Origin of the sequence: Paenibacillus validus NBRC 15382 (assembly GCF_004000985.1) — a bacterium.
GTDB lineage: Bacteria > Bacillota > Bacilli > Paenibacillales > NBRC-103111 > Paenibacillus_G > Paenibacillus_G validus.
In genome coordinates, this window is the sequence record NZ_BIMH01000001.1 from 216,583 (window position 1) to 240,874 (window position 24,292).

A 24,292-nucleotide genomic window follows, 5' to 3' on the forward strand; every position below is an offset into this window, starting at 1 on the left:
AAATTGCAAGGGTTTTAACCCAATTGTAAAGATAGTTATTTTAGATCATATCCATATCAAATAGAGAATAGTTTAATGGTCTTGTATCTAGAAAACAGATGTTAAGTTTTAGTGAACCGGCAAATAGGCCTGTAACAACGAGTGCCAATTGGCATAAAGAAATCGGTTCACTTGTTCGTCCGAATAACGTTTGGCCAACGCTTCGACCAGCCGCGGGAATTGTCCCGCATGCTCCAGCTGCGGAATCCAGCGGTCAATTCCATCGAAGTCTGATCCGAACGCCACCTGCCGTTCGCCTCCCAATGCGCAAATATAATCGATATGTTTGAGCAAGTCGTCAATCGTCGCACCCCCTTGACTCTTGACGAACCAAGGAACGAACGTGATTCCGATCCGCCCGTCGCGGCGAATGATTTCGCGGATTTGGCTGTCATCCAGGTTGCGCGGATGCCCGCATATCGCCTTCGCGTTGGAATGCGACGCTACGAAGGGCAAGCGCGCGGTGTCGGCCAGATCCCAAAAAGCCGCCACCGATAAATGAGAAGCATCCATTAGAATGCCCAGTTCGTCACATTCTTTAATAAAGGTTTTTCCCTTCCTGGAAAAGCCTGCTTGCCGCGGCTCCAAAATACCGTCAGCCGCCCAATTCGCGTAGTTCCACGTCGTGCCGATCATCCGCACGCCCAGCTCGTACAACGTCCGCAAATAAAGCGGATTGCCGTGTAAGGCATCCGCTCCTTCCAACGTCAACAGCGCGCCGCGCTGCTTGCCGTTCATCACCGCCTCCAAATCGCCTCGATTCTTAATCGGACGGATGCGACCGTCCGATGCGACTTTCCTGTTGAAAATGGAGATGTATTCCAAGTAATAGTCAAAATGAGGGACGGTTATACGTTCCGGTAAATAAATTGCAAAAAATTGCACTTTTATATTGGAACGGCACATTCGCTCATACGTCACGTCTAATCCGCTGAGGCTCGTACCGTAGAAATCAAGCGCTCGGTTTTCAAACAATTTGTATAACACGTCGCAATGTCCGTCGATGACGATCCTGGTCACGATCTCTCATCCTCCCTCTCTTCGCCTGCCGGCGCACAGCCCAAAAAAACCTGTCTACGGCGTAAACAGGCGTTTGGGTTTATGATATGAACGTATATGAACTATCTCGGCTCCACGATCAGCTTGATCGCCGTGCGATCTTCACCGTCAATGACAATATCGGTAAACGCTGGTATGCAAATCAAATCAACCCCGCTGGGAGCCACAAATCCTCGGGCGATCGCTACCGCTTTAATAGCTTGATTAAGCGCCCCTGCGCCGATAGCCTGGAGCTCCGCCGCCCCACGTTCACGCAACACTCCGGCAAGTGCGCCAGCAACGGAATTTGGGTTGGATTTTGCTGAAACCTTTAATACTTCCATGAAAAGTACCTCCTCGGGAATGATGATAGCTTCCAGTACTAATCATATTCTAGGAATTTGCGGTTAATTCCTTCTAACCGAAAGTGGTATTTTCGAAAATATTTGAATTGTTTGTCAATTTAGAAAAAGCGGCAAGGAGCAAGCCGCCTATTCGAACAACAGGTCTTCTTCATTCATCCGGATCAGCTGCATCTTCTGACCGAGTCCGGTCGTCGGATTCAAGTCGATACAGACGGCGTGGAAGTGCCACTGGCCTTCATCCACGACGAACCGGGACGGCAGCTGGGTCATAAATTTATATAAAACAGCCGTCCGCTCCATGCCCAGAATACCGTCACGGGGTCCCACCATGCCGACATCGGTCAAATAGGCCGTTCCTTGCGGGAAAATGCGCTCGTCATGCGTTTGCACATGCGTATGCGTACCGACCACGGCCGACACGCGGCCGTCCAAATGCCAGCCCATAGCCAGCTTCTCCGACGTTGCCTCGGCATGGAAGTCAACGAATATGTACGGCGTTCGTTTACGCGCCGCCTCTACCAATTCGTCGGCTTTCGCGAAGGGACAATCCAACGGCGGCAGGAACGTGCGTCCCATCAGATTGATGATCGCCAGCTCCTTGTCTTTGGTCTTTACGAATGTCAATCCTTTGCCCGGTGTGCCAGCCGGATAATTGGCCGGCCGGACAATCCGGTCGTCCCCATCGATAAATTCAAAGATGTCCTTCTGATCCCACGTATGATTCCCCATCGTAATCCCCTGAACGCCAAGCTCGTAAAATTCGCGCGTAATCGCCGACGTAATGCCGCGGCCCGCCGCTGCGTTCTCTCCGTTCACGACAATCCAGGTCGGGTTGTATTTCAATTTCAGCTTCGGCAAGCACGTCTTTAGCGCCTTGCGTCCAACCGAGCCTACGATGTCTCCAATAAATAACAGTCTAATGTTCGTAACCCCCTATACATGCTCATCGGTCTACCTAATGAAAGAGAAGTGGCTGTGTCGGCCACTTCTCTTTCGGATTGTGCTGCTCTCAGGTTATTTGGCATATTCTACGGCACGCGTCTCGCGAATGACCGTCACTTTAATATGACCCGGATAATCGAGTTCGCTCTCGATTTTCTTCGTAATATCCCGAGCCAATCGGAACGCCTCGGTGTCGTCCACTTTCTCCGGTTGGACCATGACGCGAACCTCACGCCCCGCTTGAATGGCAAAAGATTTCTCTACGCCATCGAACGATTCCGAGATTTCCTCAAGCTTCTCGAGACGACGGATGTACGTCTCCAGCGTTTCTCTGCGCGCACCCGGTCTTGCTGCGGACAAAGCATCCGCTGCGCCGACGAGCATGGCGATGACCGATGTCGCTTCCGTATCGCCGTGATGCGAGGCGATACTGTTAATAACGACTGGATGTTCTTTGTACTTCTTGGCGATCTCCACGCCGATCTCCACGTGCGAGCCTTCCACTTCGTGATCCAGCGCTTTCCCGATGTCATGAAGAAGTCCGGCACGTTTCGCCAATGTCACGTCTTCTCCGAGCTCTCCTGCCATCAGTCCTGCGAGGTAAGCGACCTCCATGGAATGCTTCAGCACGTTCTGACCGTAGCTGGTACGGAATTTCAGACGACCCAGAATTTTGATCAGATCCGGGTGGAGTCCGTGTACGCCGGTTTCGAAAGTCGCTTGCTCGCCGTACTCGCGAATCCGCTCGTCCACTTCTTTGCGGGACTTCTCCACCATTTCTTCGATTCGAGCCGGGTGAATACGTCCGTCGGCTACGAGCTTCTCAAGCGACGTACGCGCAATTTCACGGCGAATCGGATCGAAGCCGGACAAGATAACCGCTTCCGGCGTATCGTCGATAATGAGGTCGATACCGGTCAATGTTTCCAGTGCCCGGATGTTACGGCCTTCTCTACCGATAATGCGCCCTTTCATTTCTTCGTTAGGAAGCGCAACAACGGATACGGTGGTTTCGGCCACATGATCCGCGGCGCATCTTTGGATGGCCAAAGTAATAATGTCTCTGGCCTTCTTGTCGCCTTCTTCTTTGGCTTGTTGTTCGATTTCTTTAATCAATTGCGCGGTTTCATGGCGAACTTCCCGCTCCACGTTCGTCAAGATGATCTGTTTCGCATCATCCATCGTCAACGAGGAAATTCGCTCCAACTCGGAAACTTGATCACGATAAATCTGATCAATTTGCGCTTGGGTTTCTTCGATTCGTTTCTCCTTGTTGGCGACCTGCTCTTCTTTTTTCTCAAGAGATTCTAATTTTTTATCCAGCGATTCCTCTTTTTGCAACAGTCGTCTCTCTTGTCGTTGTGTTTCGTTTCGACGTTCACGAATGTCTTTTTCAGCTTCGGTTCTGAGCTTGTGAATTTCGTCCTTCGCTTCCAGAACCGTTTCCTTTTTCAGTGCCTCCGCTTCTTTGCGAGCGTTGTCGATGATCTGCTGTGCGGCATGTTCAGCACTTGAAATTTTCGCCTCTGCAAGGGACTTGCGGATAAAATAACCGATCCCGAAGCATAGTACACCAACAACGAGAACAATCAGGATCCAGATGATCGGTTCCATCCAGTTCACCTCCCTCGTTGTTTCTCCAAGGGGTAAGCTTGGGATAATCAGGTTGTTTAATCCATTCTACATACGTTAGAAAAAGTAAAAATTGGCGATTTTACTTTGCGAATCGTCTCCTTGGGCTGTCAAGGAATGATTCTGTATATGATGAATATACATGATTATTTTATAGTTTGGTCAAGAAGCTTGTCAAGCTGTTGGCCTTCGCCCCCTATCTAAATAGGATAAATATTTAATCGGATCACTCATATTCCGAAAGATCCAACTCCGCCAAGTCATCATCGTCCATGCTGCGCTGCGGCATTTTGCCCAGAACTTGTTGAACGACGGTTAACGTGTACCCTCTGCGCTGCAAGAAGGAAGCGATTTTCCGCCGGGCTTTCGACGGGTCTTCCTCCCACTCCCGCTTATAACGTCTGGAAACGAGCGCGTAGGCCGCCTCCCGCTCCGTCTCCGCGTCCACTCCGGCAAGAGCCGTTTCGATATGCTCTTTGGGTACGCCCTTTTGCTTCAATTCCTGTTTGATCCAGTGACGCCCTTTCTTTTGCGATTGCGAACGCTGCTTCGCCATTTGTTCCGCAAACAAAGCGTCATTCAAGTACCCTTCCGTTCTCAGCCGTGAGATCACGTCTTCGATGACATCCGGCTGAAATTCCTTTTCCTTCAGCCGCGAACGCATCTCGTGTTCGGAGCGAAGCCGGCTCGCCAGCAATCGAACAGCGCTCAAGTAAGCCTTATGCCTCTCTTCAGCCGCCAGAATCCGTTCCATCTCCGCAGACTCCACCTGCGCACCCTTTAAGAGCCGGTACTTGATCATAATGTCCTCATGGACGGAAAAAGCCAACTTATCGTCGATGAAAACATTGTACCGCTGCTGAGCTCTCGCCTGACGCTCCACTTTCGTAATAAAACCGCCCAGCGGTGCGCTTTCTTGATAACCGGTCATCCATACTACCTCCACAAGAAACGGCGAAAAGGCACCCTCCTGCTAAGAAAAGGTGCCTTAAGCCGATTTATTCGAGTACTGCCAAATCCTCTTCTTCCTCTTCATCATCGTCCGTATTCGGTCCGACTACTGCAACCAAATTGCTTGTTTCCCGAATTTTCTTCTCGATCGCATCCGCCAGATGCGGATTTTCCTTCAAGAATTGCTTCGCGTTCTCACGGCCTTGACCAAGACGCTCGCCACTGTAGGAATACCACGCGCCGCTCTTCTGGATAATATCCATTTCTGTCGCGATGTCGACGATGCTGCCCTCTTTGGAAATTCCTTCGCCGTACATGATATCGATCTCCGCTTGTTTGAACGGCGGCGCTACTTTATTCTTAACGACTTTAATCTTCGTCCGGTTACCGACCATATCGTTGCCTTGCTTGATCGTTTCTACGCGGCGTACGTCCAAACGTACGGAAGAATAAAACTTGAGCGCCCGTCCGCCGGGGGTCGTCTCCGGGTTCCCGAACATGACGCCGACTTTCTCGCGCAGCTGGTTGATGAAGATGGCGATCGTCTTCGACTTGTTGATCGCTCCGGACAGCTTACGCAGCGCTTGCGACATCAGACGCGCTTGCAGCCCGACGTGCGAATCCCCCATCTCCCCTTCGATCTCCGCTCTCGGCACGAGCGCGGCTACGGAGTCGATGACGATGATGTCGACCGCGCCGCTTCGTACGAGCGCTTCCGCGATCTCGAGCGCCTGTTCGCCCGTATCGGGCTGTGACAGGAGCAGTTCGTCGATGTTGATGCCAAGCTTGCTTGCATAAAGCGGATCAAGAGCGTGCTCCGCATCGATGAATGCCGCCGTGCCGCCTACCTTCTGCACTTCCGCGATGGCATGCAGCGCTACGGTCGTTTTACCTGAAGACTCCGGTCCGTAAACTTCTATAATTCTACCGCGCGGATAACCGCCGATACCGAGCGCGATATCGAGCGCAAGCGAGCCGCTTGGAATAGTTTCCACTTGCATGTGGGTAGATTCACCCAGTTTCATAATCGACCCTTTACCAAACTGCTTCTCGATTTGACGAAGGGCATTTTCCAGTGCTGCGCGACGATCCGTCAAGAGACTCACTTCCCTCTTCTATATTCTCTTATGTTTCCATCATAACGGTTTTCATAACCTTTGCCAAGGTTTTTCTCGAACATATATTCGCATCTTGGTCCAAATAAAAACCGTAACAAGGTTTAAAGTTGTTACGGTGCTTCCGCGTAAATCTATTATACTTTATTTTCTAGTGAGCGGCAACTACGATTTTAGCCGTTCCCACAGCTGATAGAGCGCGCTTTTGGACGCGCGCAGCTTGATTGTCGAGCGGTTGCCCCATGCTTGCAGCTCAACCGCCGCCGCCTCGCCCCCGCCCGCAATCCCGACATACACCAAGCCAACCGGCTTGCCTTCCGATTCCGAGGGTCCTGCCACGCCGGTGACGGATAGTCCGTAATCGGCCCCGCACAAAGTCCGTACGGCCTCCGCCATCCGGATCGCCGTTTCCGCGCTGACGGCTCCGGGAGCTCCCTCGCCTTCGAGCTCGTTCAAGGGAATGCCGAGCACGCGGTGTTTCACCTGGTTCGTATAACTGATCACCCCGCCGGCGAAAGCGTTCGAGCTGCCCGGTACGGCCGTCAGCAAATCGCTGAGCTGTCCTCCGGTGCAGCTTTCGGCCACGGCGAGTGTTTGGCCGCGGGAAGCGAGCTCCCGCAAGAGGAATTCTTCGAGCGAGATGTCTTCTGCCGCATAGATGAAGCCTCCGAGCCGGCGGCGTATCTCATCCTCCAGCGGTTTAAGCTTCCGTGCGGCTTCCTGCGCGCTTCCTGCGCGCGTCGTTAACCGAATGGCCACCTCGCCTTCCTTGGCGTAAGGCGCTATCGTAGGATCCGTCTGCGCGTCGATCAAATCGATCAGTTGATGCTCCAGCGACGACTCGCCGATGCCTGCAAACTTGAGCATGGTCGAATGAAGCGCCTCCAGGCCTTCGACATTCGCTTCTAACCACGGTTTGACCTGAAGCTCGAACATCGGCTTCATTTCGCTCGGCGGACCCGGCAGAAGCACGTAGCGCGTGCCGTCCACCGTTAAGGCGACGCCCACCGCAAGGCCCGTTTCGTTCGCCAGGGGATCGCTCCCTTCCAGCATCAGCGCCTGCCGGGCGTTGCTCTCGACCATCGGCATGTTTCGTTTGGCGAACAGCTCCTTCATTTTGTCCATCGAAGGCTGGTGGATCACCAGCGGCCGTCCAAGCACCTCGGCAAGCACATCCTTCGTTATGTCGTCCTGCGTAGGCCCCAGACCGCCCGTGCAAATAATCAAGTCGGCCCGGCTCTTCGCAAGCGCAAGCGATTCCTTGATCCGTCCGGCATTGTCACCGACGACCGTATGAAAATATACGCCGATGCCCAGGTCGGCCAAGCCTTTAGATAAAAACTGCGCGTTCGTATTGGCGATTTGACCCATCAGCAGCTCCGTGCCGACGGCGATAATTTCCGCTCTCATCCTATTCCCCTCCGGATACAACAAAAACAATAGGTCGCCCTACTGTTTCTTGTCGTCGAAATTGATAACGTGTTTGTTTTTAATAAAATAATCGAAGCCGGAATAAAGCGTAATAATTGCAGCTATCCAGCTGGCTACGAGATCGAAACGGAAATCGATGAAAGCAAACGGGAAGTTGTTGATAAGAAGCGCAATAATCGCCGTGATTTGCGTCGCCGTCTTCCACTTGCCCCATTTGCTTGCAGCCATGACGGTGCCTTCCAGCAGAGCGATTTGACGCAGGCCGGTGACTGCAAACTCCCGGCTGATGATCACAATCGCAATCCAGGCGTCCAGTTTATCCATCTCGACCAGAGAGATGAGTACGGCGGATACGAGCAGCTTGTCGGCAAGCGGGTCCAGAAGCTTGCCCAGATTCGTGACAAGCTTCCGTTTTCTCGCGATATAACCGTCAAGGCTGTCCGTGCTGGCCGCAATAATAAAGATCAGCGCAGCGATAATCTGATTGTACGTAATCGTAAATTGCTCGATCCGGACATGCGGGAATTTGACGTTAATGAGCAGGAAGAACATGATGATCGGTACTAAAAAAATTCTCGCCAACGTAATCCGGTTGGCTAAATTCATGCCACAACCTCCCCGGACAGATCAAATTCGAACGAATGCGTAATGCGAACCTTGGCAATTTCGCCGATCTGCAAATCGGCGCCGCGGGCAAACACCTCGCCGTCGATTTCCGGCGCGTCGAACTGCGAACGCCCGACATAAACATCGTTCCGGCCGTCGTATTTTTCGATCAGCACGTCGATCACTTGGCCGATCCGATTGCTGTTGCGTTCATTCGAGATTTCACGCTGTATTTCCATCAGCACGTTGGCCCGGTATTCCTTCACGTCGTCTGCCACTTGATCCGGCAACCAGGATGCCGGCGTATCCTCTTCCTTCGAATAGGTAAAGACGCCTAGCCGGTCGAACTTTACTTCGCGAACGAACGCTTTGAGCTTCTCGAAGTCTTCGTCCGTCTCTCCCGGGAAACCGACGATAATCGAGGTGCGCAGCGATACGCCCGGAATGCGGTCGCGGATTTTGCGGATCAGCTCCCGCGCGTCGCGCTGCCGTCCCGGACGGCGCATCCGCTTCAGGATGCCGTCCTCGCTGTGCTGCAGAGGCATGTCGATATATTTGCAAATTTTCGGATTGCCGGCAATCGTCTCGATCAGCTCATCGGTGAAAAATCCCGGATAAGCGTAATGCAGCCGAACCCACTCGATGCCCGGCACTTCGCTGACGCGGTTCATAAGTTCAGGCAGCTTGAACGAATCGTAAAGATCCGTACCGTAATTGGTCGAATCTTGCGCGATCAGGCTGATTTCCTTGACCCCTTGCGCGGCGAGCTGGGCCACTTCGTCCAAAATTGATTCGATGCTGCGGCTGCGGAACTTGCCCCGCATGATCGGGATGCTGCAGAACGTACAGGCGTTATCGCAGCCTTCAGCAATCTTCACATAAGCCGTATAACGAGGAGTGGACAAACGGCGCGGCAGCTTCTTCTCATAGTTAAACACCGGGTTACCGACAAAGATCGGTTTTTTCCCGGCCAGCGCTTCATCAATAATGTCGTTGATTTTATCGAAATCACCCGTTCCGACGATGCCGTCGATCTCCGGCATCTCGTTCATCAATTCCTTCTTATAGCGCTGAGTCAAGCAACCGGAAACGATCAAAGCTTTCAAATTCGCGGTTTCTTTCAGTTCCGCCATATCGAGAATCGTATTCACCGACTCTTCCTTCGCCGCGTCGATGAAGCCGCACGTGTTGACGATGATAATGGTCGCTTCTTCCTTCTCGGCTACGAGCTGGTACCCGCGTTCATGGACGAGGCCGGACATAATCTCGGAATCGACCAAATTTTTCTCACAGCCCAGGGTAACCACTTTGACTTTCTCTGTCATGAAATTTCCTCCAAAACGGCATGAAGCCTTTTACTTCTAATTGGGTCTGCTACAAGTATAATATACTCCCGCAAACAGTGTCAAAAACACGAAAAACCTTGCAGGTCTTAGAATCCGCAAGGTTTAAAGCCTACTCTGTGCCGTTAACGGAAATTGATGAACTGCAGCTCCAGCGGCAAATCGGCTTTGCGAAGCAGCTGCATGACTTGCTGAAGATCGTCTTTACTCTTTCCGGTGACCCGAATTTGATCGCCTTGAATTTGACTTTTCACCTTCAGCTTCGAATCACGAATCAGGATATTGATTTTTTTGGCAATGTCTTGATCGATGCCCTGCTTGACTTTAATCCGCTGGCGCACCGTGCTGTTCGCGGCCGGCTCAACCTTGCCGTATTCTAAATTTTTCAACGAGATGCCCCGCTTGGCCATCTTGGATTGCAGAATGTCGAGCACGTTCTGCAGCTTGAAATCGTCGTCCGAGACGACGACAAGCTCTTCCTTTTCCAAGGTGATGCTGCTCTTGCTGCCCTTGAAATCGAAGCGTGTGGCGATCTCTTTCTCCGCCTGGTTGATCGCATTGTTCATTTCCTGCATATCAAGCTTGGATACGATATCGAATGAATTTTCACTGCTCATGAATCGAACTTCCTTCCCGTCAAAATTTTACCAGTTTTTATTGTAACAAAAAAGACACCCTCTGCACAAAGGCAGCGCGTGTCTCCTTGGATGCCCGCCGATGCGGCTACGATTTCAGGAAGTCCACCTGCACGTTCTTCACGTTGGCCTGATTGCCGACCGGATAGCTTTGACCGTTAATGACAATCTCCATGGCGCTGGCTTTGCCAAAACGTAAATAAGCCGGATTGGCAAGTTCCCAACTTTTCACTTCCCCATTCTTCAATATTCCTTCGTGCAGCTGTTGGCGGCTTGTGCCGAGCTCGTCGATCTTCATCCAACACTCGTCGCCGACTACCTTCACCTCGATCTTGAGCTTATCGGTTCCGCTGACCGCATAAAAATCGGTCCCCCGCTCACTCTTGACCAGCTTCACTTCGTTCTTAGGCTCAGGCGCAGGCGCGACCGGCGCCGCTGCAATCGGCTCGGGCTGCGTTTGCGCGAGCTGTCCGCCGCCGTTTGCCCCCGTGCCCGGGGTTCCCCCGTTATCCGTTTTTGGCGCGGCCGGCTCGATCTTATCGGTAATCTGCTTCGGCAAATTGTTGCTGGCGTCGCTCGTGCCCTTGTAGTTGATGCTCATAAAGTAATAAATAATCCCCAAAATAAGGACGACAAAAGAGATCACCATGATGTTGGAGGCCCATTTGCCGATACGTTCCGTATTTCGGGTCGTCGATGTGCGCGTCGTGCGGATCGGCTCAACCTTCTCCGTTTCCGTCGCAGGAATGACATTCTGATACATCTGCAGCACTTCGTTCGGATCGAGCCCTACGGCTTCGGCATAGCTCTTGATAAATGCGCGCACATAAAAATTGCCGGGCAGCACTTTGTAGTTGCCTTCTTCGATCGCTTCCAAATAGCGCTTGCGGATTTTGGTCACTTCCTGCAAATCTTCAAGCGAAATCTTCTTTTCCATTCTCGCTTTCTTCAATAACAGACCGAGATCGGTCACGCTTGTCACCCCTTCCCGTTATGAGTCGTATGCTTTGAACCTTTAGCCGGACATCCTCAATAGGAATCGAAACCGCCGGTAAAACTTTCATAAGTAATCTCTTCATCAGGCGTCGTGCGCAGTTCGACGATGCAGTCGAAATGATCATACGTATATTCCGATTCCCGGATGAAAATATCCGGATGCTCGATCACTTTTGTGGACGGCATGCCCATAATGTCCTGGAGCAGCCCGTAATGCTTCTCGTTGGAACGCAGCGTGGATACGATACCGTCGATAATGAACACGTTGTTCGGGTTCATCTCGTCCTCGGACAGCTGACTGCGCACCGTCTGGCGAAGCAAGGTCGAAGAAACGAACGTCCACCGTTTGTTCGCGCACACGCTGCCGGCAATGATGGACTCGGTTTTCCCTACCCTTGGCATCCCGCGCAAGCCGACAACATGATTGCCATCCCGCTTGAACACTTCGCCAAGAAAATCGACCAAAAGTCCTAGTTCGTCGCGCGTAAAGCGGAACGTCTTCTTATCGTCCGAGTCGCGTTCGATATAACGGCCGTGACGTACCGCCAAAATGTCAACCAATTTGGGCGTACGAAGAGCCGTTATAGTTATATTATCCACTTTTTTTAACATTTTACCCATTAATTCCACTTTTTCTTCATCATTCGTTTGCAGCAGCATGCCGCGTGTACGGTCTTCCACCCCGTTGATCGTCACGATGTTGATGTCGAGCATCCCCATCAAAGAAGCGATATCGCCCAGCAAGCCTGGACGGTTCTTATGTATTCTATACTCCATATACCATTGCTTCTTATCGTTATTTTCGTTCGTCATGTCCGTTCTCCGATCATAGAATGTTAGGTTTTGTACAAATGGGGATACGAAAAATATTCTACAATATTCGATAAATTCCTCCCGTTTCAGGCGGGTTTTCAAAAATTCTTCTTCACAACCGCTTCCCGCTGCTCATAAGGCTGCAAACCGGGGGTCCACGCCTGGTTCGAGAGGTTGTTCCTCAAGGTAACGAGAATTTCGTTCCAGTTCAATTCGACCGTCGTCTGCGCCATGTTAACAACAGGCACCTGCAAGCCGCGAATGCGCTGCAATTGACTTTTTTCCAGCGGCGCGAACACGACAATCCAAGCAGGGCCGTGCGAGCGAACCTGAAACTGTAATTGACTGTACCAGCCTTCCGCATCCGCAAGCGACACGTATTCGGCCTCTTCCGACGGCGCCCATTCGGACGGAATCGGATACGCCGAGGTAGTCACCCATTCGATCGCCCGATCGGAGACGAGCTGCTGCCTGACCCATTCGTCCCATTCGCCGCGAAGCTGCGATTCCAGAACCGACTTCACCATGATATGCGAGCCTTGGATGGACAATGTCTGCCGGACAACCTGATCATCAAGCAAAATCCATTTGCGGTTTCCAATTTGCTCCGCTTGCGGAAGCGTCGCCTGCACCAGTTCATGACCGGCCACTACGATATAATCGTAGGCATGGGAACGGATCGCTTCCAATTGTTCTTCCGACAGCGTCGACACGTCAGCGAACCAATCGAAGGCGGTCTGATGGTGATCGCGCCAATCCACCAAAGCGGCTTGCAGCCGCTGCTTCGTATCGGGCGCCAAGTTCGGTTCGGTCACTACCAGCAGCGAAGGTTTGCTTTGCAGCAAGGCCGGATCGATGCTGGGAATATTTTTGCCGCACCCGGCGAGCAAACCGACGGTAAGGAACAACGCAATGATTCGGATAAGCCCTTTCATCTTTCTTACTACCCTCATTTCTGTATCTTCCGAGCTCTTCTCCTTAGTATATACGTTTCAAAACGCCATTCCAAGCTATGCGCAGGCAGCGCAAAAAAAGCCCCCTGGGAAGGAGGCTGGCTTAAAATGACGCTTATGGTTAATTATTCGCTTTGGCAAGCTTCACCATAGCTTTGGCGAGCGTTTTTCTTTCTTGCTCGTCACATACATCCCACAGTTCTTTCAGGACGCGTTCTTCTTTGTTCTCGGGATCGACTTTATCGGATAAAAACTCGCCGATCTGGAACGCGAGTTTCGATATCGTCTCATCGCTCATCCCGGCTTTCTCTGCTTGCTCTACACGCTCTCCTAAAAATTCCTTCCAGCGTTCAAACACCTTCAGCACAGTTGCCATGCCGCAATTCCTCCTTTGAAGTGATATCGACGTTACAAAGGTTAGAATTCGCAAAACACGCAAAGTTTATACGGTTGGTCAGGTCAGCCATCCGCCGTTGGGACTTATGATTTGTCCGGTAATATAGCCGGATTCCGGCAGCGCCAAGAAATAAACGAGTGAAGCGATTTCGTCGGGTTGGGCGAACCTTCCCGCCGGAATGTCGTGCTCAAGCGCCGCTTTCTCCTGCGCGTCGAAGCCTGCCATCATCATCGTGTCCACGGCGCCGGGAGCGACTGCGTTCACCGTTACCGCCGAGGGCGCAAGCTCCTTTGCCAGTGCTTTCGTGAAGGCGTTGATCCCGCCCTTCGCCGTCGAATATGCGACTTCGCAAGAAGCGCCGGAGATGCCCCAAATCGACGAAACGTTAATGATCCGCCCGTATTTTTGAGCAATCATCGCGGGCATGAACTGCCGCGTTATCAGAAACGTACCTTTTAAGTTGATGTTCATAATGTCATCCCATTCCGTTTCCGTGACATCAGACAGCATCCCGTAATGGGAAATACCCGCGTTATTAACCAGAATATCGGGAATAAGTCCGTGCTGTTCGAGCTTCTCGCGCATACGTTCGATTTGATCGAGCGATCTTAAATCAGCGGTAACCGTCAGTACACGGGCTCCGTGCCGCATGCAGCTTCGGGCTGTCTCGTTCGCCGATTCATGCGACTGCAAATAATGGATGACGACGTTCATGCCGACGGAGGCAAACCGGCGGGCGATCGCCGCGCCGATTCCGCGGCTCGCCCCCGTTATTAGTACGGTTTGTTCGGTAAAAGATTTAATTCCGGTTGGTGTCATTTCGCCTCGCTTCGGACAATGGACGCTGCGAGCTGGTTCCAGTTGAAATGATCGGCCAGGCATGCATTCACATCTTCAAGCGAAAGCTGTTCATACACCGGCAATATGTCAAAAAGGTCCATATCCTTAAAACGGTATTTCGTAAACTCGTTGGCGATTGCCTCCGGCGAGTTCAATTGGCGGAGGAAAGCACCGATCTTCTTCTTCTTGCTCCGTTCAAAATCGGCGCGGTCGATGCCGGACGCTTTCACCTTGTCTATTTCTTCTTTCACCCGGTTGATCAACAGCTCCGGATCCTTGGTGTCGCCGCCGATTACCGAGAATGCGTATTGCTCCGCAATGTTGTATTCGGATCCGAAACTGTCGGAAATGAGCTGCTCATCATACAGCTTCTGGTAAATGGCTGAGCTGGGGCTGACGAGTATGTCGAGCACCACTTTCATCGCCAGCTCCCGCTTCATCATCTCACGGCCGCGAAGCGGTTGACTCGATTCCTTGCAGCCGAACAAGCATTTCGGCACGGAAACGGGCAGCGTGCTTTCCTTCCGCGGCGCCTTTACTTCACCAGGCTCCGTTTCAAACAGACGGTGAATCTCTCCCTGCGGCTTAAACGTCTTGGCCGCCTGGTTTTGCTTAACCAAATCCATTATTTCCTGCGGATCGACGCCGCCGACCACAAATAAGCTCATATTGGTCGGATGGTAGAACGTATGGTAGCATTCGTACAGCATTTCCTTCGTAATTTCCCCAATCGACTCGACAGTGCCGGCTATATCGATATGCACCGGGTGAACATGAAACATCGTTTCAATTAACCCGAAATAAACGCGCCAATCCGGATTATCCTGGTACATCTTAATCTCTTGGCCGATGATCCCCTTTTCCTTCTCCACATTCTCGTCCGTAAAGTAAGGATGCTGCACGAAATCAAGCAAGGTCGTCAAATTTTCCCGGATATGCCCGGTCGCCGAAAACAAGTAAGCGGTTCGATCGAAGCTTGTGAACGCATTGGCCGACGCGCCTTGGGCGGCAAATACGGAGAAGATGTCCCCTGTGGGCTCTTCGAACATTTTGTGCTCCAGAAAGTGGGCGATGCCGTCCGGCACTTTTTGCTCCGGCCGGCCTTCTACTCGGAAATGATTATCGATCGAGCCGTATTTGGTTGAGAACGTGGCGTATGTTTTTTGAAATCCTTCTTTCGGCAAAATGAATACCGTCAATCCGTTAGGAAGCTGCTCGCTGTAAAGCGTTTCCTTGACTTGCGGGTAAGGGATCGTTTGCATTTATTGTCCCCCTTTGCTGTCGGTTAAAAAATAAATCGTATCCAGCTCGGTTTGCCGGGCGATCCGCTGTATGTCGGCAGGCGTCGTCTGCTCCACCGCTTCAATCAGCTTCGGCACGGTGCGCTCCGCTCCCGACAACCGGTTATTGAAGTCGAAGGCGATTAACTCGAACGCTGAGTCTTGAAGCTCGCGCAAATGTCCGGTTATCATCGCTTTCGTCTGCTGCAGCTCGGTGTCGTTAATCTGCCCGTCTTTCATCGCCTGAAGCTGGTCTTTAATGATTTGAACCGCCTTCTCGTAGTTCCCGATCTCAATGCCGGATTGTATCGTGAGAATGCCTTTATGTCCATCCAGTCGGGACGAAGCGTAATAGGCCAGACTCGCCTTCTCCCTGACGTTTGTGAACAGCTTGGAGTGCGGATAACCGCCCAGAATGCCGTTGTACATGAGAGCGGCCGGATACGAATCGTCACCGTACGAAGTCGGGATGCGCAGCCCCATATTCAGCTTGCCTTGATTGAGGTCAAGGCGTTCCACCACTTCGTTCACCTTCGTCACTTGACGATGCTCCGCCTTCAAGGCATAGCCCGGTTGAGCGGTTCCGCGGCTGTCGCCAAGCTGAAAGGAACGCTCGATCAACGGGAGTACCTGGCTTAAACTGGTGTTGCCGACTACATACACGTCAATCGGCGCCTGAGCGAGCCATTGACGGTAACGGTTCGTCAGCAGATCGGAATCAATGGCTGCCAAATCTTCAATACGACCGAGGGGATGCAGCCGATACGGCTCCTCCTTGCACATCTCCGCGATGCAGCGTTCGGCTGCATAGCGAATCTTATCGTTGACGATCGCTTCCAACCGCTTCTGGACGGTCGTTTTCTCCGATTCGATATATTTGGCCCTCAACCGATCGGCGTCCATCGCCGGTTGTGTCACAGCCTCGCCTAAAAACTGCAGCGCCTGTGACAGTAAAGATTCCTTGCTTGAGACAAAATCATCCTGAATAACGTCCATCCGAAACTGCACCATCTGATAATCGCCGCGCTTGTAAACGTCAAAGCCGAAGCCGGCGCCGTACAAATCGTCCAGCCGCTCCCGGAATTGTTTCGTTTCCGGATAAGCCCGGCTGCCCCGGCGCAGCACGAACGGAATCAAAGCGGTCGGCGTCACGGTGTCCTCCTTCAGCGGACACCCGATATATACGGAAATCGCAAACGTTTTAAATTGCTCGGTCGGGAGCACATGCACGCGTAGCCCGCGCACGGTTCCCCGTTCAAGTTGGATATGCTTCAAAGCTGCAACAACCCCTCTCGACATCGGTCTACCGCCTTTCCGGTTATTCCATTATATTCCTCTATAAACAGAAGAAGCAACCGCAAAGCGGTCACTTCTTCGCCGAGTTATTTACAGGTTATTTGCAAAAGATATGTTTCCCTATCGTTTTCACCTGCGGACGGGTCCAAATCCACTTTGAAGTCGCCGTGGCCGGGTTAAAATAGTACAGGCAGCCGCCCGAAGGGTCTGAGCCGTTCAGCGCATCCTGGACCGCTTTGAACGACGTTTCGTTCGGCTCCAGCCAAATTTGGCCGTCAGCCACAGCCGTGAAGGCGCCCGGCTGGAAAATAACGCCTGAGACCGTGTTCGGAAAGCTCGGGGAGTTGACGCGGTTAAGGATAACAGCGGCCACCGCCACCTGCCCGATGTACGGCTCTCCTCGCGCTTCGCCGTGAACGGCGTTCGCCATCAGCTTCATATCCTGAAGCGATAGACCGAGTCTCGTGGACGGGGTCATGCCTGTCGGCGCAGGCGCCGTTCCGCCTGTACTCGGGGCAGCTCCGCCGCCGCCGCCTGCCGCATTGTTCGCCGGAGCGTTGCCCTGCGAACTGCCGGTGACCCAAGGCGGAAGCTCGTCATGCTTGGCCTTCCAGTCTTTGGTGGCTTCCCACAGCTTTACCTTTGTTTTGTCGCCGACAATGCCGTCAGCTTTCAGGCCGAATTCCGACTGGAACCATTTCAACGACCTTAACGTCTGATAGCCGAAGTCTCCGTCGACGTCTCCTTTATAAAAGCCTAGGAATTTCAAACGCCCCTGCAGCTCGTACACGTCTGCTGTTCCGGACGTTCCGTACCTGATTTCGTTCTTGCTGAACGTTTGCTCGGTATGTAAGCGGTGCTTGAGCTCCAACCCGGCAAATAACACAACTACCAAACTAACGGTGATGACAATCAATCGTTTGTTCATTCGCGGCAACTCACCTTTCCCACTCTCATGATGTCAGACCTATTTAAGGGTTATTATGAGAAAGGGATGCCGCTTCTATTCAATACTTTCGTAATGCATCCTTCAACCTCGCTAGGAGCTCATTCGGTTGATTTCGTACTGCTCCATGGAGATCAGCACCTCGCGGGGCTTACTGCCCTCGTACGGCCCTACGATACCCCGCGCTTCCATCGTATCGATCAGCCGCGCCGCACGGGTGTACCCGACGCGCATACGGCGCTGCAGCAGCGATACGGACGCCTGCTTCGCCTCCAAAATGATTTGCACCGCTTGATCGTAAAGCTCGTCCTCAAACAGGTCCTGATCGTCCTGTTTCTCCTCCACAAGCGGTACCATATCTTCAACGTATTCGACCTGGCGCTGGGTGCGCACGAAATTACAAACGGATTCGACCTCCTGGTCGGATAAAAAGGCCCCCTGCACGCGGACCGGTTTGGACGCGCCCATCGGCAAATAAAGCATATCACCCCGGCCAAGCAGCTTTTCCGCTCCGGCTGAATCAAGAATCGTTCGCGAGTCGACTTGCGACGATACGCCGAAGGCGATCCGCGATGGAATGTTCGCCTTGATCACGCCGGTGATCACGTCTACGGAAGGCCGTTGGGTCGCAATCAGCAAGTGGATACCGGCCGCGCGCGCCATTTGCGCCAAGCGGCAAATCGCATCTTCGACATCATTGGCGGCGACCATCATCAGGTCGGCCAACTCGTCGACGATGACAACGATATAGGGCAGCGGAGCACCGGTTTGCGTTTCCACCAGCATGTTATTGTAGCCCTCGATATTTCGTGTGCCGCTCTTAGAGAACAGTTCATACCGCTTCTCCATCTCGACGACGACCTTCTTCAAGGCCAGCGAAGCGCGCTTCGGATCGGTGACGACGGGCGCCAGCAAATGCGGAATACCGTTATACACATTCAATTCGACCATCTTCGGGTCAATCATCAGAAACTTGACTTCATCCGGCTTCGCTTTGAATAAAATGCTCGTGATAATGCCGTTGACGCACACCGATTTCCCTGAACCTGTAGCCCCCGCAACCAACATATGAGGCATCTTCGACAAGTTGCCGACGATCGGCTGGCCGGAAATGTCGCGGCCGAGCGTGATTGACAGCTTGGAGGCGGCATCCTGAAAGGCTGCCGTCTCCATGACCTCACGCATCGTAACGATCGACACCTCGGTATTCGGCACTTCGATGCCGATTGCCGATTTACCGGGAATTGGCGCTTCCATCCGGATGTCCTTAGCGGCGAGAGCCAGCGCGATATCGTCGGTCAAGCTGACGATGCGGCTAACCTTCACCCCGACGTCAGGCTGAATTTCGTAACGAGTCACCGCCGGCCCCCGCACCACTTCGAGCACCTTGGCGCGCACGCCAAAGCTTTCCAGCGTCGCTTCCAGCTTGCGGGCGACCGCTTTGTAGTCCAGCGAATCGGCGCCTTTCCCCGAAGCCGGCTTGGATAAAAGCTGCAGCGAAGGCAGTTCGTAAGGTATCGTCAGCGGCTTCGTCTTGATGTCAAAGTCTTCACCGTTCGCGGTATCGAGGCTCTGCTGCTCTTGCGGCTGCGCTGCCGGATCGGCTGCTGCGGTCGCCGCCCCCGTGACAGAGGCTTGCGGCTGTCCGCTCAATTCGTTCTCGTCATAGCTTTCTTGCCGCACTTGTTCCTGAAAATCGCGAATAACCGGAATCGCCGAGTCGTATCCCGCGGCTTCTTTCGCATCGTTGCCATCGTTCGAATCGGGTTCTTCCCCGGCATAAGCGGAGTATACCGTTACTTCTTCGTCCGCCTCCGAGTACGTCTCATCCTTAGTTCGTTTCGAGGAAACGCGCGCTTTCTTCCCGCCGTCCTCCGAAGGTTTTAACAGCTCAAAGAACAAAGACCGTTTCTTGGCCGCGGATTTGCGAGCCTTAGGGTCCGGTCTGTACGTTTCTTCGTCGAAGTCTTCGTCGATCGGCATTGCGAGAACAGCCGCCGCTTTCTTCTTGCGCGCTGCCGCGGTCGCTGCGGCCGCCTCGGATGCTCTGGCCGCTTTCCGCTCCATCATCTTCCGCTTTAGGAATTGCCCGAGCAGCGTATCCTTGAACGGCTTGCGTCCCTGCAGCCTGGCTGCCAGATCGCCGAACGACCACCCGGTAACCAGAATAAAGCCGGCTACAACCAGCGTAAATTGAATGAGCCGCGCTCCCAAATTGCCGAACATGAAATACAATGCCCCATACAGTAAGGAACCCGTCATCCCGCCGCCTACACCGTCGGTCAAGATGTTTTGGCCCTCTTCGGAAGGACTCAGCCCCTCGACCAGGCTCGTCCACGTCTGGAAGACGATCTGCCCTGCCGTGAAATCAGCCTTAGGGTACAGCTGTGTGAACAAGCTGATGTGGCTCATCAGCAGCAGGGACAGCATGATGAGCAAAATCCCCGACTTTCGGACCGTTCGCCAAATCGGCCACTGGCGCTTCATCATCGCGTACAACGCGACGTATATGAATACGAGAGGGATGACAAAATCCCACGTCCCGATCACGAACCGGAACAAATAGGTGAGCGAACGGGCCACCGAGCCTTCACGGGAAAGCGCGATGACGGATAACGTTAAGATCAGGATGCCGTACAGCTCAAATTTTAAATTGGTTTTGATACCTTTGCCACTCTTCTTCCTCTTGGCCAAAACCATTCACCCCCGTCAGCCTATTATACCATAAACTGGAGCGAAGCTGAACGGGACGCCTGCAAAAACGGTTAGCCGGGAAAGACCGGTTTAAATTCGATTAACCGGCCAGGGGTGTACTGCGGATTTAAAAAATCTTGCGGGTTGCAGCTTATGAGCCGTACGATGGTAGCCTGCGTTTGATTGATCGGCTGTACCTGCATCGTCACGCCGTTCATGACGATTTCCAGCAATTGCGTCGCCGACTCCATCGCGTCAATGCCTTCCATGACCTTGTCCATCGGCAATATCGTGTAATGCGTCATTGCACCACACCCCCGGAGAGTGTTTTCCGGCGTTCTTCGATCATGCTGTTTAATTTGCCGATGGCCTCCCCTATTCCCCCCAAGCTGTCGATGAGCCCGTATCTCACGGCATCCGTCCCGACGACGGTCGTTCCGATATCCCGCGTCAACTCGCCCGTTTTAAACATAAGCTCCTTGAATTTATCCTCGTCTACACGGGAATGCCGGGTTACGAAACGAATGACGCGCTCCTGCATTTTATCCAGATATTCAAACGTTTGCGGCACACCGATAACCAGACCGTTCAGCCGGATCGGGTGGATGGTCATCGTAGCGGTTTCCGCGATAATGGAATGGTTCGCCGACACGGCGATCGGTACACCGATACTGTGTCCGCCTCCAAGCACCAGCGTGACCGTCGGCTTCGACAAGGTGGCAATCATTTCGGCGATGGCCAGCCCCGCTTCTACGTCGCCTCCCACCGTGTTGAGAATGATCAGCACGCCTTCAATTTTCGGATTTTGTTCGGCCGCTACGAGCTGCGGAATCAGATGCTCGTACTTTGTCGTCTTGTTCTGCGGCGGCAGCACCATGTGTCCTTCTATTTGACCGATGATCGTCATGCAAAAGATATTCGATTCGCCGCTCGGCACGACGGTTTGACCCAGCTGCTGGATGGCTTCAACCGCTCCGTTCTTGCGATTTTCGTCCTGCCCCTGAGCTGTCTGCGGCTGTTGTTGCGGCTGTTGTTGCGGCTGTTGATCCTGTCTGTTCGTCAGCATGGCAAATTCCCCCTACTAAGTATCCAAATCTTCTTTAGTATGGTACGCTTCGCCAATAATATGCACGTATAGAAAAAGCTTCCTTACCCGGCAACGGCCGAACAAGGAAGCTTTAACGTTTATATAACTTAGGGTTCAAGTGACTAATGCGAGTGACTAGACTTCCATAATAATCGGGAGAATCATCGGTCTTCTTCTGGTTTGTTCATATAAAAATCGTCCGAGTGCATCTTTTACATGCGTTTTGAGCGATGCCCACTCATTTACGTTTTCATTCATCAGGCGATGGAGCGTGCTCGTCACGATCCGGTTCGCCTCGTCAAGCAGACCTTCGGATTCTCTCACATACACGAAACCTCGGGAGATGATGTCCGGACCGGACAAAATCGCACCATCCTGTTTGCTCAACGTTACGACGACGACCAGAATGCCGTCCTGGGACAGCAGCTTGCGGTCGCGAAGCACGATGTTGCCTACGTCGCCTACGCCCAAACCGTCGATCAAGATGTTGCCCGCCGGCACTTTCGAACCTTTGCGAGCGACGCCGTCTTGAATTTCGACGGTTTCACCGTTGTCCACGATGAAGATGTCTTCGCGCGGAATGCCGACGGATTCGGCCAACAAGCCGTGCTGCCGCAGCATCCGATACTCACCGTGAATCGGAATGAAATATTTAGGCCTCATCATATTCAGCATCAGCTTCAGTTCTTCTTGACTGCCGTGTCCGGAAACGTGCACACCGGTTATCGAGCCCGGTCCGTAAATTACATGCGCGCCGATGCGCATAAGCTCATCCACCGTACGCCCGACGTAACGCTCGTTGCCCGGAATCGGAGTCGCCGCAATAATGACGGTATCTCCCGGCAAAATGTCGACCTTGCGGTGCGTCGATCGAGCCATACGCGTTAACGCGGACATCGGTTCGCCCTGAGAGCCTGTCGACAAAATGGCTACGCGATCGCCTGCCATCTTGTTCACTTCTTCCGGCTCGATCAGCATACCGTCCGGAATGTTCAGGTAACCGAGTTCGCTGGCGATCGATACGACATTCACCATACTGCGCCCGATAACGGTCAGCTTACGACGCGTTGCCACGCAAGCGTCGACAACCTGCTGAATCCGGTGAATATTGGACGCGAACGTTGCAATAATGACGCGCTGCTTCGCTTTGCGGAACACCTCTTCGATTTCTGCGCCGACACTGCGTTCCGATCCGGTATAGCCCGGACGCTCGGAGTTCGTACTGTCGGACAACAGGGCCAGTACACCTTTTTGTCCGATAGCCGCCATTTTGTGCAAATCGGCGTACTGATCGTTAACCGGCGTTTGATCGAATTTGAAGTCTCCGGTGTGCACCACGTTCCCTTCCGGCGTTTCCAGGCAAACCCCGACGGAATCCGGAATACTGTGGTTCGTTTTGAAGAACGTCGCTGTAATGCAACCCATTTTCAATTCCGAATCCGCTGTGATCACATGACGCTTCGTTTCGCCAAGCAAGCCCGCTTCTTTCAATTTCGTTTCGATCAACCCCAAGGTTAACCGGGTTCCGTAAATAGGCACATTCAGATGCTTGAGTACATACGGCAAGCCGCCGATATGATCTTCATGTCCGTGCGTAATCAGAATACCGCGAACTTTATCGCGGTTTTCCGTCAAGTATGAAATATCCGGGATTACGATGTCGATACCGAGCATGTCCTCCTCTGGAAATTTCAAGCCGCAGTCGACAACGACGATGTCGTTCGCATACTGAATCACATACATGTTTTTACCGATTTCACCCACGCCGCCTAGGGCAAAAATCGAAAGTTTGTCTATATTTTTCTTTGACAACGTATAAACCTCCTTGGTTGATTTGACGACGATTTTCCATATGAACGATTAACCAATTCATAAACCGCACCAGTCACTTGCCACCATTATACATGAAAGAATCTTGCCATTACAAGTAAACCGTAAATACCGCTCATCCCTGTGCCGGGTACTGCTTAGCATCTCCTAAAAAAAGAAAACCGATGCCGCGAACGGCACCGATTCATCGAAGACTTCATGCAAATAGGGACGCAATGAATTGTCCTTCTTGTTCGGTCACATCCACGAGCGGGAGCCGTACGCCACCGACCGAAACCCCTCGAAGGTTAAGCGCATATTTCACCGGGGCCGGGTTGGGGCGGAAGAACAATCCGCTGAAAATCGGCAAAAGCTGCCCATGCAGCTTAGCCGCTTCCTGTACGTTCCCCTGCAAGTAGCAGTTTATCATATTTTTCATTTCTTTTCCAATTACATGACTGGCTACGCTGACCACGCCGTACGCTCCGACCGATAAGGCCGGCAGCGTCATGCTGTCATCGCCGGTATACACGCGAAACCCGGACGCAGCGCCGCTCACGATTTGCGTTAATTGGTCAGTGCCCGCGCAATCTTTCGTCGCGACGATGTTCGGAATTTGGGAGAGCCGAATCGTCGTCTGCGCATCGATGTTCACGCTAGTACGGCCCGGAACGTTGTACAAAATAACCGGAATCGAAACGGATTCTGCGATCGCTTTGAAATGCTGGTACAGCCCTTCTTGCGTCGGACGGTTGTAATAGGGTGCGACAAGCAGCAGCGCATCGACGCCGAGCTTCTCCGCTTCCTTGGACAAATGAATCGAGTGGGCCGTGTCGTAACTGCCCGTGCCGGCAATAATTTTCGCCCGTCCTCTCGCATGCGTAACGGCCGCTTTGAACGATTGCAGCTTCTCTTCCTCGGTGAGAGTCGGGGACTCCCCCGTCGTGCCGCAAATGACGAGGCTGTCGCTTTGTTGGTCGTCAATCAAATAGTCCATTACTTTCTCGAATTGTGCCCAGTCGACGTTAAGATTCTCATCGAACGGGGTAATCATAGCCGTTACCAGTCTTCCGAAATCCACGAC

Annotated in this window: 23 protein-coding genes; all 23 read right to left on the reverse strand. The window is 52.7% G+C overall.

From position 1 onward, the window contains the following. Positions 1–108 precede the first annotated feature (108 nt). The gene (locus PVA01S_RS01015; protein WP_127604448.1) at positions 109–1,059 is read right to left on the reverse strand and encodes a dipeptidase; all 951 of its coding nucleotides are present in this window, start codon (positions 1,057–1,059) and stop codon (positions 109–111) included. A gap of 101 nt (positions 1,060–1,160) precedes the next feature. Further along, positions 1,161–1,421, reverse strand: coding sequence for a stage V sporulation protein S (locus tag PVA01S_RS01020; protein ID WP_006286829.1), 261 nt, complete (start codon positions 1,419–1,421; stop codon positions 1,161–1,163). A gap of 147 nt (positions 1,422–1,568) precedes the next feature. Beyond that, on the reverse strand, positions 1,569–2,363 hold the full coding sequence (locus tag PVA01S_RS01025) for a TIGR00282 family metallophosphoesterase (RefSeq protein WP_054795807.1): 795 nt from the start codon (positions 2,361–2,363) through the stop codon (positions 1,569–1,571). Between the two features lie 93 nt (positions 2,364–2,456). Further along, complete coding sequence (gene rny, locus PVA01S_RS01030) at positions 2,457–3,998, reverse strand: ribonuclease Y (RefSeq protein WP_127604450.1); 1,542 nt, start codon at positions 3,996–3,998, stop codon at positions 2,457–2,459. Positions 3,999–4,242: 244 nt separating this feature from the next. Continuing rightward, positions 4,243–4,947 carry a RecX family transcriptional regulator gene (locus tag PVA01S_RS01035; protein ID WP_127604452.1) on the reverse strand — a complete coding sequence of 235 codons (705 nt, stop codon included), beginning with the start codon at positions 4,945–4,947 and terminating at the stop codon, positions 4,243–4,245. A gap of 67 nt (positions 4,948–5,014) precedes the next feature. Then, a complete protein-coding gene (recA, locus tag PVA01S_RS01040) occupies positions 5,015–6,064 on the reverse strand; it encodes a recombinase RecA (protein ID WP_054795805.1) in 1,050 nt (349 codons plus the stop codon). Between the two features lie 183 nt (positions 6,065–6,247). Further along, positions 6,248–7,492 (reverse strand): competence/damage-inducible protein A, encoded by a 1,245-nt coding sequence (locus PVA01S_RS01045; RefSeq protein ID WP_127604454.1) that lies wholly within the window; start codon positions 7,490–7,492, stop codon positions 6,248–6,250. 39 nt (positions 7,493–7,531) lie between these two features. Continuing rightward, positions 7,532–8,119 (reverse strand): CDP-diacylglycerol--glycerol-3-phosphate 3-phosphatidyltransferase, encoded by a 588-nt coding sequence (gene pgsA / locus PVA01S_RS01050; RefSeq protein WP_127604456.1) that lies wholly within the window; start codon positions 8,117–8,119, stop codon positions 7,532–7,534. Beyond that, complete coding sequence (rimO, locus tag PVA01S_RS01055; protein ID WP_127604458.1) at positions 8,116–9,444, reverse strand: 30S ribosomal protein S12 methylthiotransferase RimO; 1,329 nt, start codon at positions 9,442–9,444, stop codon at positions 8,116–8,118. The genes pgsA and rimO overlap by 4 nt, the downstream gene beginning before the upstream one ends. Before the next feature lie 143 nt (positions 9,445–9,587). After that, positions 9,588–10,079 (reverse strand): YajQ family cyclic di-GMP-binding protein, encoded by a 492-nt coding sequence (locus PVA01S_RS01060; protein ID WP_127604460.1) that lies wholly within the window; start codon positions 10,077–10,079, stop codon positions 9,588–9,590. 106 nt (positions 10,080–10,185) lie between these two features. After that, complete coding sequence (locus PVA01S_RS01065) at positions 10,186–11,070, reverse strand: helix-turn-helix domain-containing protein (RefSeq protein ID WP_127604462.1); 885 nt, start codon at positions 11,068–11,070, stop codon at positions 10,186–10,188. A gap of 56 nt (positions 11,071–11,126) precedes the next feature. Then, complete coding sequence (locus tag PVA01S_RS01070; protein ID WP_127604464.1) at positions 11,127–11,906, reverse strand: DUF3388 domain-containing protein; 780 nt, start codon at positions 11,904–11,906, stop codon at positions 11,127–11,129. A 98-nt stretch (positions 11,907–12,004) separates the two neighbouring features. Beyond that, positions 12,005–12,859: a hypothetical protein gene (locus PVA01S_RS01075; RefSeq protein ID WP_230876010.1), complete on the reverse strand. Its 855-nt coding sequence runs from the start codon at positions 12,857–12,859 to the stop codon at positions 12,005–12,007. A 121-nt stretch (positions 12,860–12,980) separates the two neighbouring features. Then, positions 12,981–13,235 (reverse strand): DUF3243 domain-containing protein, encoded by a 255-nt coding sequence (locus PVA01S_RS01080; protein WP_054795802.1) that lies wholly within the window; start codon positions 13,233–13,235, stop codon positions 12,981–12,983. 78 nt (positions 13,236–13,313) lie between these two features. Continuing rightward, entirely contained in the window at positions 13,314–14,075 is a 762-nt protein-coding gene (ymfI, locus tag PVA01S_RS01085) for an elongation factor P 5-aminopentanone reductase (protein ID WP_127604468.1), read from the reverse strand. Beyond that, complete coding sequence (gene yfmH, locus PVA01S_RS01090) at positions 14,072–15,358, reverse strand: EF-P 5-aminopentanol modification-associated protein YfmH (protein ID WP_127604469.1); 1,287 nt, start codon at positions 15,356–15,358, stop codon at positions 14,072–14,074. The genes ymfI and yfmH overlap by 4 nt, the downstream gene beginning before the upstream one ends. Beyond that, entirely contained in the window at positions 15,359–16,675 is a 1,317-nt protein-coding gene (yfmF, locus tag PVA01S_RS01095; RefSeq protein ID WP_127604471.1) for an EF-P 5-aminopentanol modification-associated protein YfmF, read from the reverse strand. A gap of 94 nt (positions 16,676–16,769) precedes the next feature. After that, the gene (sleB, locus tag PVA01S_RS01100; protein ID WP_127604473.1) at positions 16,770–17,600 is read right to left on the reverse strand and encodes a spore cortex-lytic enzyme; all 831 of its coding nucleotides are present in this window, start codon (positions 17,598–17,600) and stop codon (positions 16,770–16,772) included. Positions 17,601–17,711: 111 nt separating this feature from the next. Continuing rightward, positions 17,712–20,312, reverse strand: a complete 2,601-nt coding sequence (locus PVA01S_RS01105; protein WP_127604475.1) for an FtsK/SpoIIIE family DNA translocase — start codon at positions 20,310–20,312, stop codon at positions 17,712–17,714. 71 nt (positions 20,313–20,383) lie between these two features. Continuing rightward, entirely contained in the window at positions 20,384–20,617 is a 234-nt protein-coding gene (locus tag PVA01S_RS01110; protein WP_127604477.1) for a YlzJ-like family protein, read from the reverse strand. After that, complete coding sequence (locus PVA01S_RS01115; protein WP_054795799.1) at positions 20,614–21,378, reverse strand: ClpP family protease; 765 nt, start codon at positions 21,376–21,378, stop codon at positions 20,614–20,616. Before PVA01S_RS01115 ends, PVA01S_RS01110 begins: the two co-directional genes overlap by 4 nt. Positions 21,379–21,534: 156 nt before the next feature. Next, on the reverse strand, positions 21,535–23,211 hold the full coding sequence (locus PVA01S_RS01120) for a ribonuclease J (protein ID WP_054799141.1): 1,677 nt from the start codon (positions 23,209–23,211) through the stop codon (positions 21,535–21,537). Positions 23,212–23,425: 214 nt separating this feature from the next. Then, on the reverse strand, positions 23,426–24,289 hold the full coding sequence (dapA, locus tag PVA01S_RS01125; protein ID WP_127604479.1) for a 4-hydroxy-tetrahydrodipicolinate synthase: 864 nt from the start codon (positions 24,287–24,289) through the stop codon (positions 23,426–23,428). Positions 24,290–24,292 lie beyond the last annotated feature (3 nt).

What these genes read in the sequence shown, in the direction of transcription:
- rimO (WP_127604458.1), bottom strand. Translation starts at nt 9,444, where the DNA reads ATGACAGAGAAAGTCAAAGTGGTTACCCTGGGCTGTGAGAAAAATTTG.
- PVA01S_RS01060 (WP_127604460.1), bottom strand. Translation starts at nt 10,079, where the DNA reads ATGAGCAGTGAAAATTCATTCGATATCGTATCCAAGCTTGATATGCAG.
- yfmF (WP_127604471.1), bottom strand. Translation starts at nt 16,675, where the DNA reads ATGTCGAGAGGGGTTGTTGCAGCTTTGAAGCATATCCAACTTGAACGG.
- pgsA (WP_127604456.1), bottom strand. Translation starts at nt 8,119, where the DNA reads ATGAATTTAGCCAACCGGATTACGTTGGCGAGAATTTTTTTAGTACCG.
- PVA01S_RS01110 (WP_127604477.1), bottom strand. Translation starts at nt 20,617, where the DNA reads ATGACGCATTACACGATATTGCCGATGGACAAGGTCATGGAAGGCATT.
- PVA01S_RS01045 (WP_127604454.1), bottom strand. Translation starts at nt 7,492, where the DNA reads ATGAGAGCGGAAATTATCGCCGTCGGCACGGAGCTGCTGATGGGTCAA.
- PVA01S_RS01075 (WP_230876010.1), bottom strand. Translation starts at nt 12,859, where the DNA reads ATGAGGGTAGTAAGAAAGATGAAAGGGCTTATCCGAATCATTGCGTTG.
- PVA01S_RS01070 (WP_127604464.1), bottom strand. Translation starts at nt 11,906, where the DNA reads ATGACGAACGAAAATAACGATAAGAAGCAATGGTATATGGAGTATAGA.
- PVA01S_RS01115 (WP_054795799.1), bottom strand. Translation starts at nt 21,378, where the DNA reads ATGCTGACGAACAGACAGGATCAACAGCCGCAACAACAGCCGCAACAA.
- PVA01S_RS01080 (WP_054795802.1), bottom strand. Translation starts at nt 13,235, where the DNA reads ATGGCAACTGTGCTGAAGGTGTTTGAACGCTGGAAGGAATTTTTAGGA.
- PVA01S_RS01020 (WP_006286829.1), bottom strand. Translation starts at nt 1,421, where the DNA reads ATGGAAGTATTAAAGGTTTCAGCAAAATCCAACCCAAATTCCGTTGCT.
- yfmH (WP_127604469.1), bottom strand. Translation starts at nt 15,358, where the DNA reads ATGCAAACGATCCCTTACCCGCAAGTCAAGGAAACGCTTTACAGCGAG.
- ymfI (WP_127604468.1), bottom strand. Translation starts at nt 14,075, where the DNA reads ATGACACCAACCGGAATTAAATCTTTTACCGAACAAACCGTACTAATA.
- PVA01S_RS01035 (WP_127604452.1), bottom strand. Translation starts at nt 4,947, where the DNA reads ATGACCGGTTATCAAGAAAGCGCACCGCTGGGCGGTTTTATTACGAAA.
- rny (WP_127604450.1), bottom strand. Translation starts at nt 3,998, where the DNA reads ATGGAACCGATCATCTGGATCCTGATTGTTCTCGTTGTTGGTGTACTA.
- sleB (WP_127604473.1), bottom strand. Translation starts at nt 17,600, where the DNA reads ATGAACAAACGATTGATTGTCATCACCGTTAGTTTGGTAGTTGTGTTA.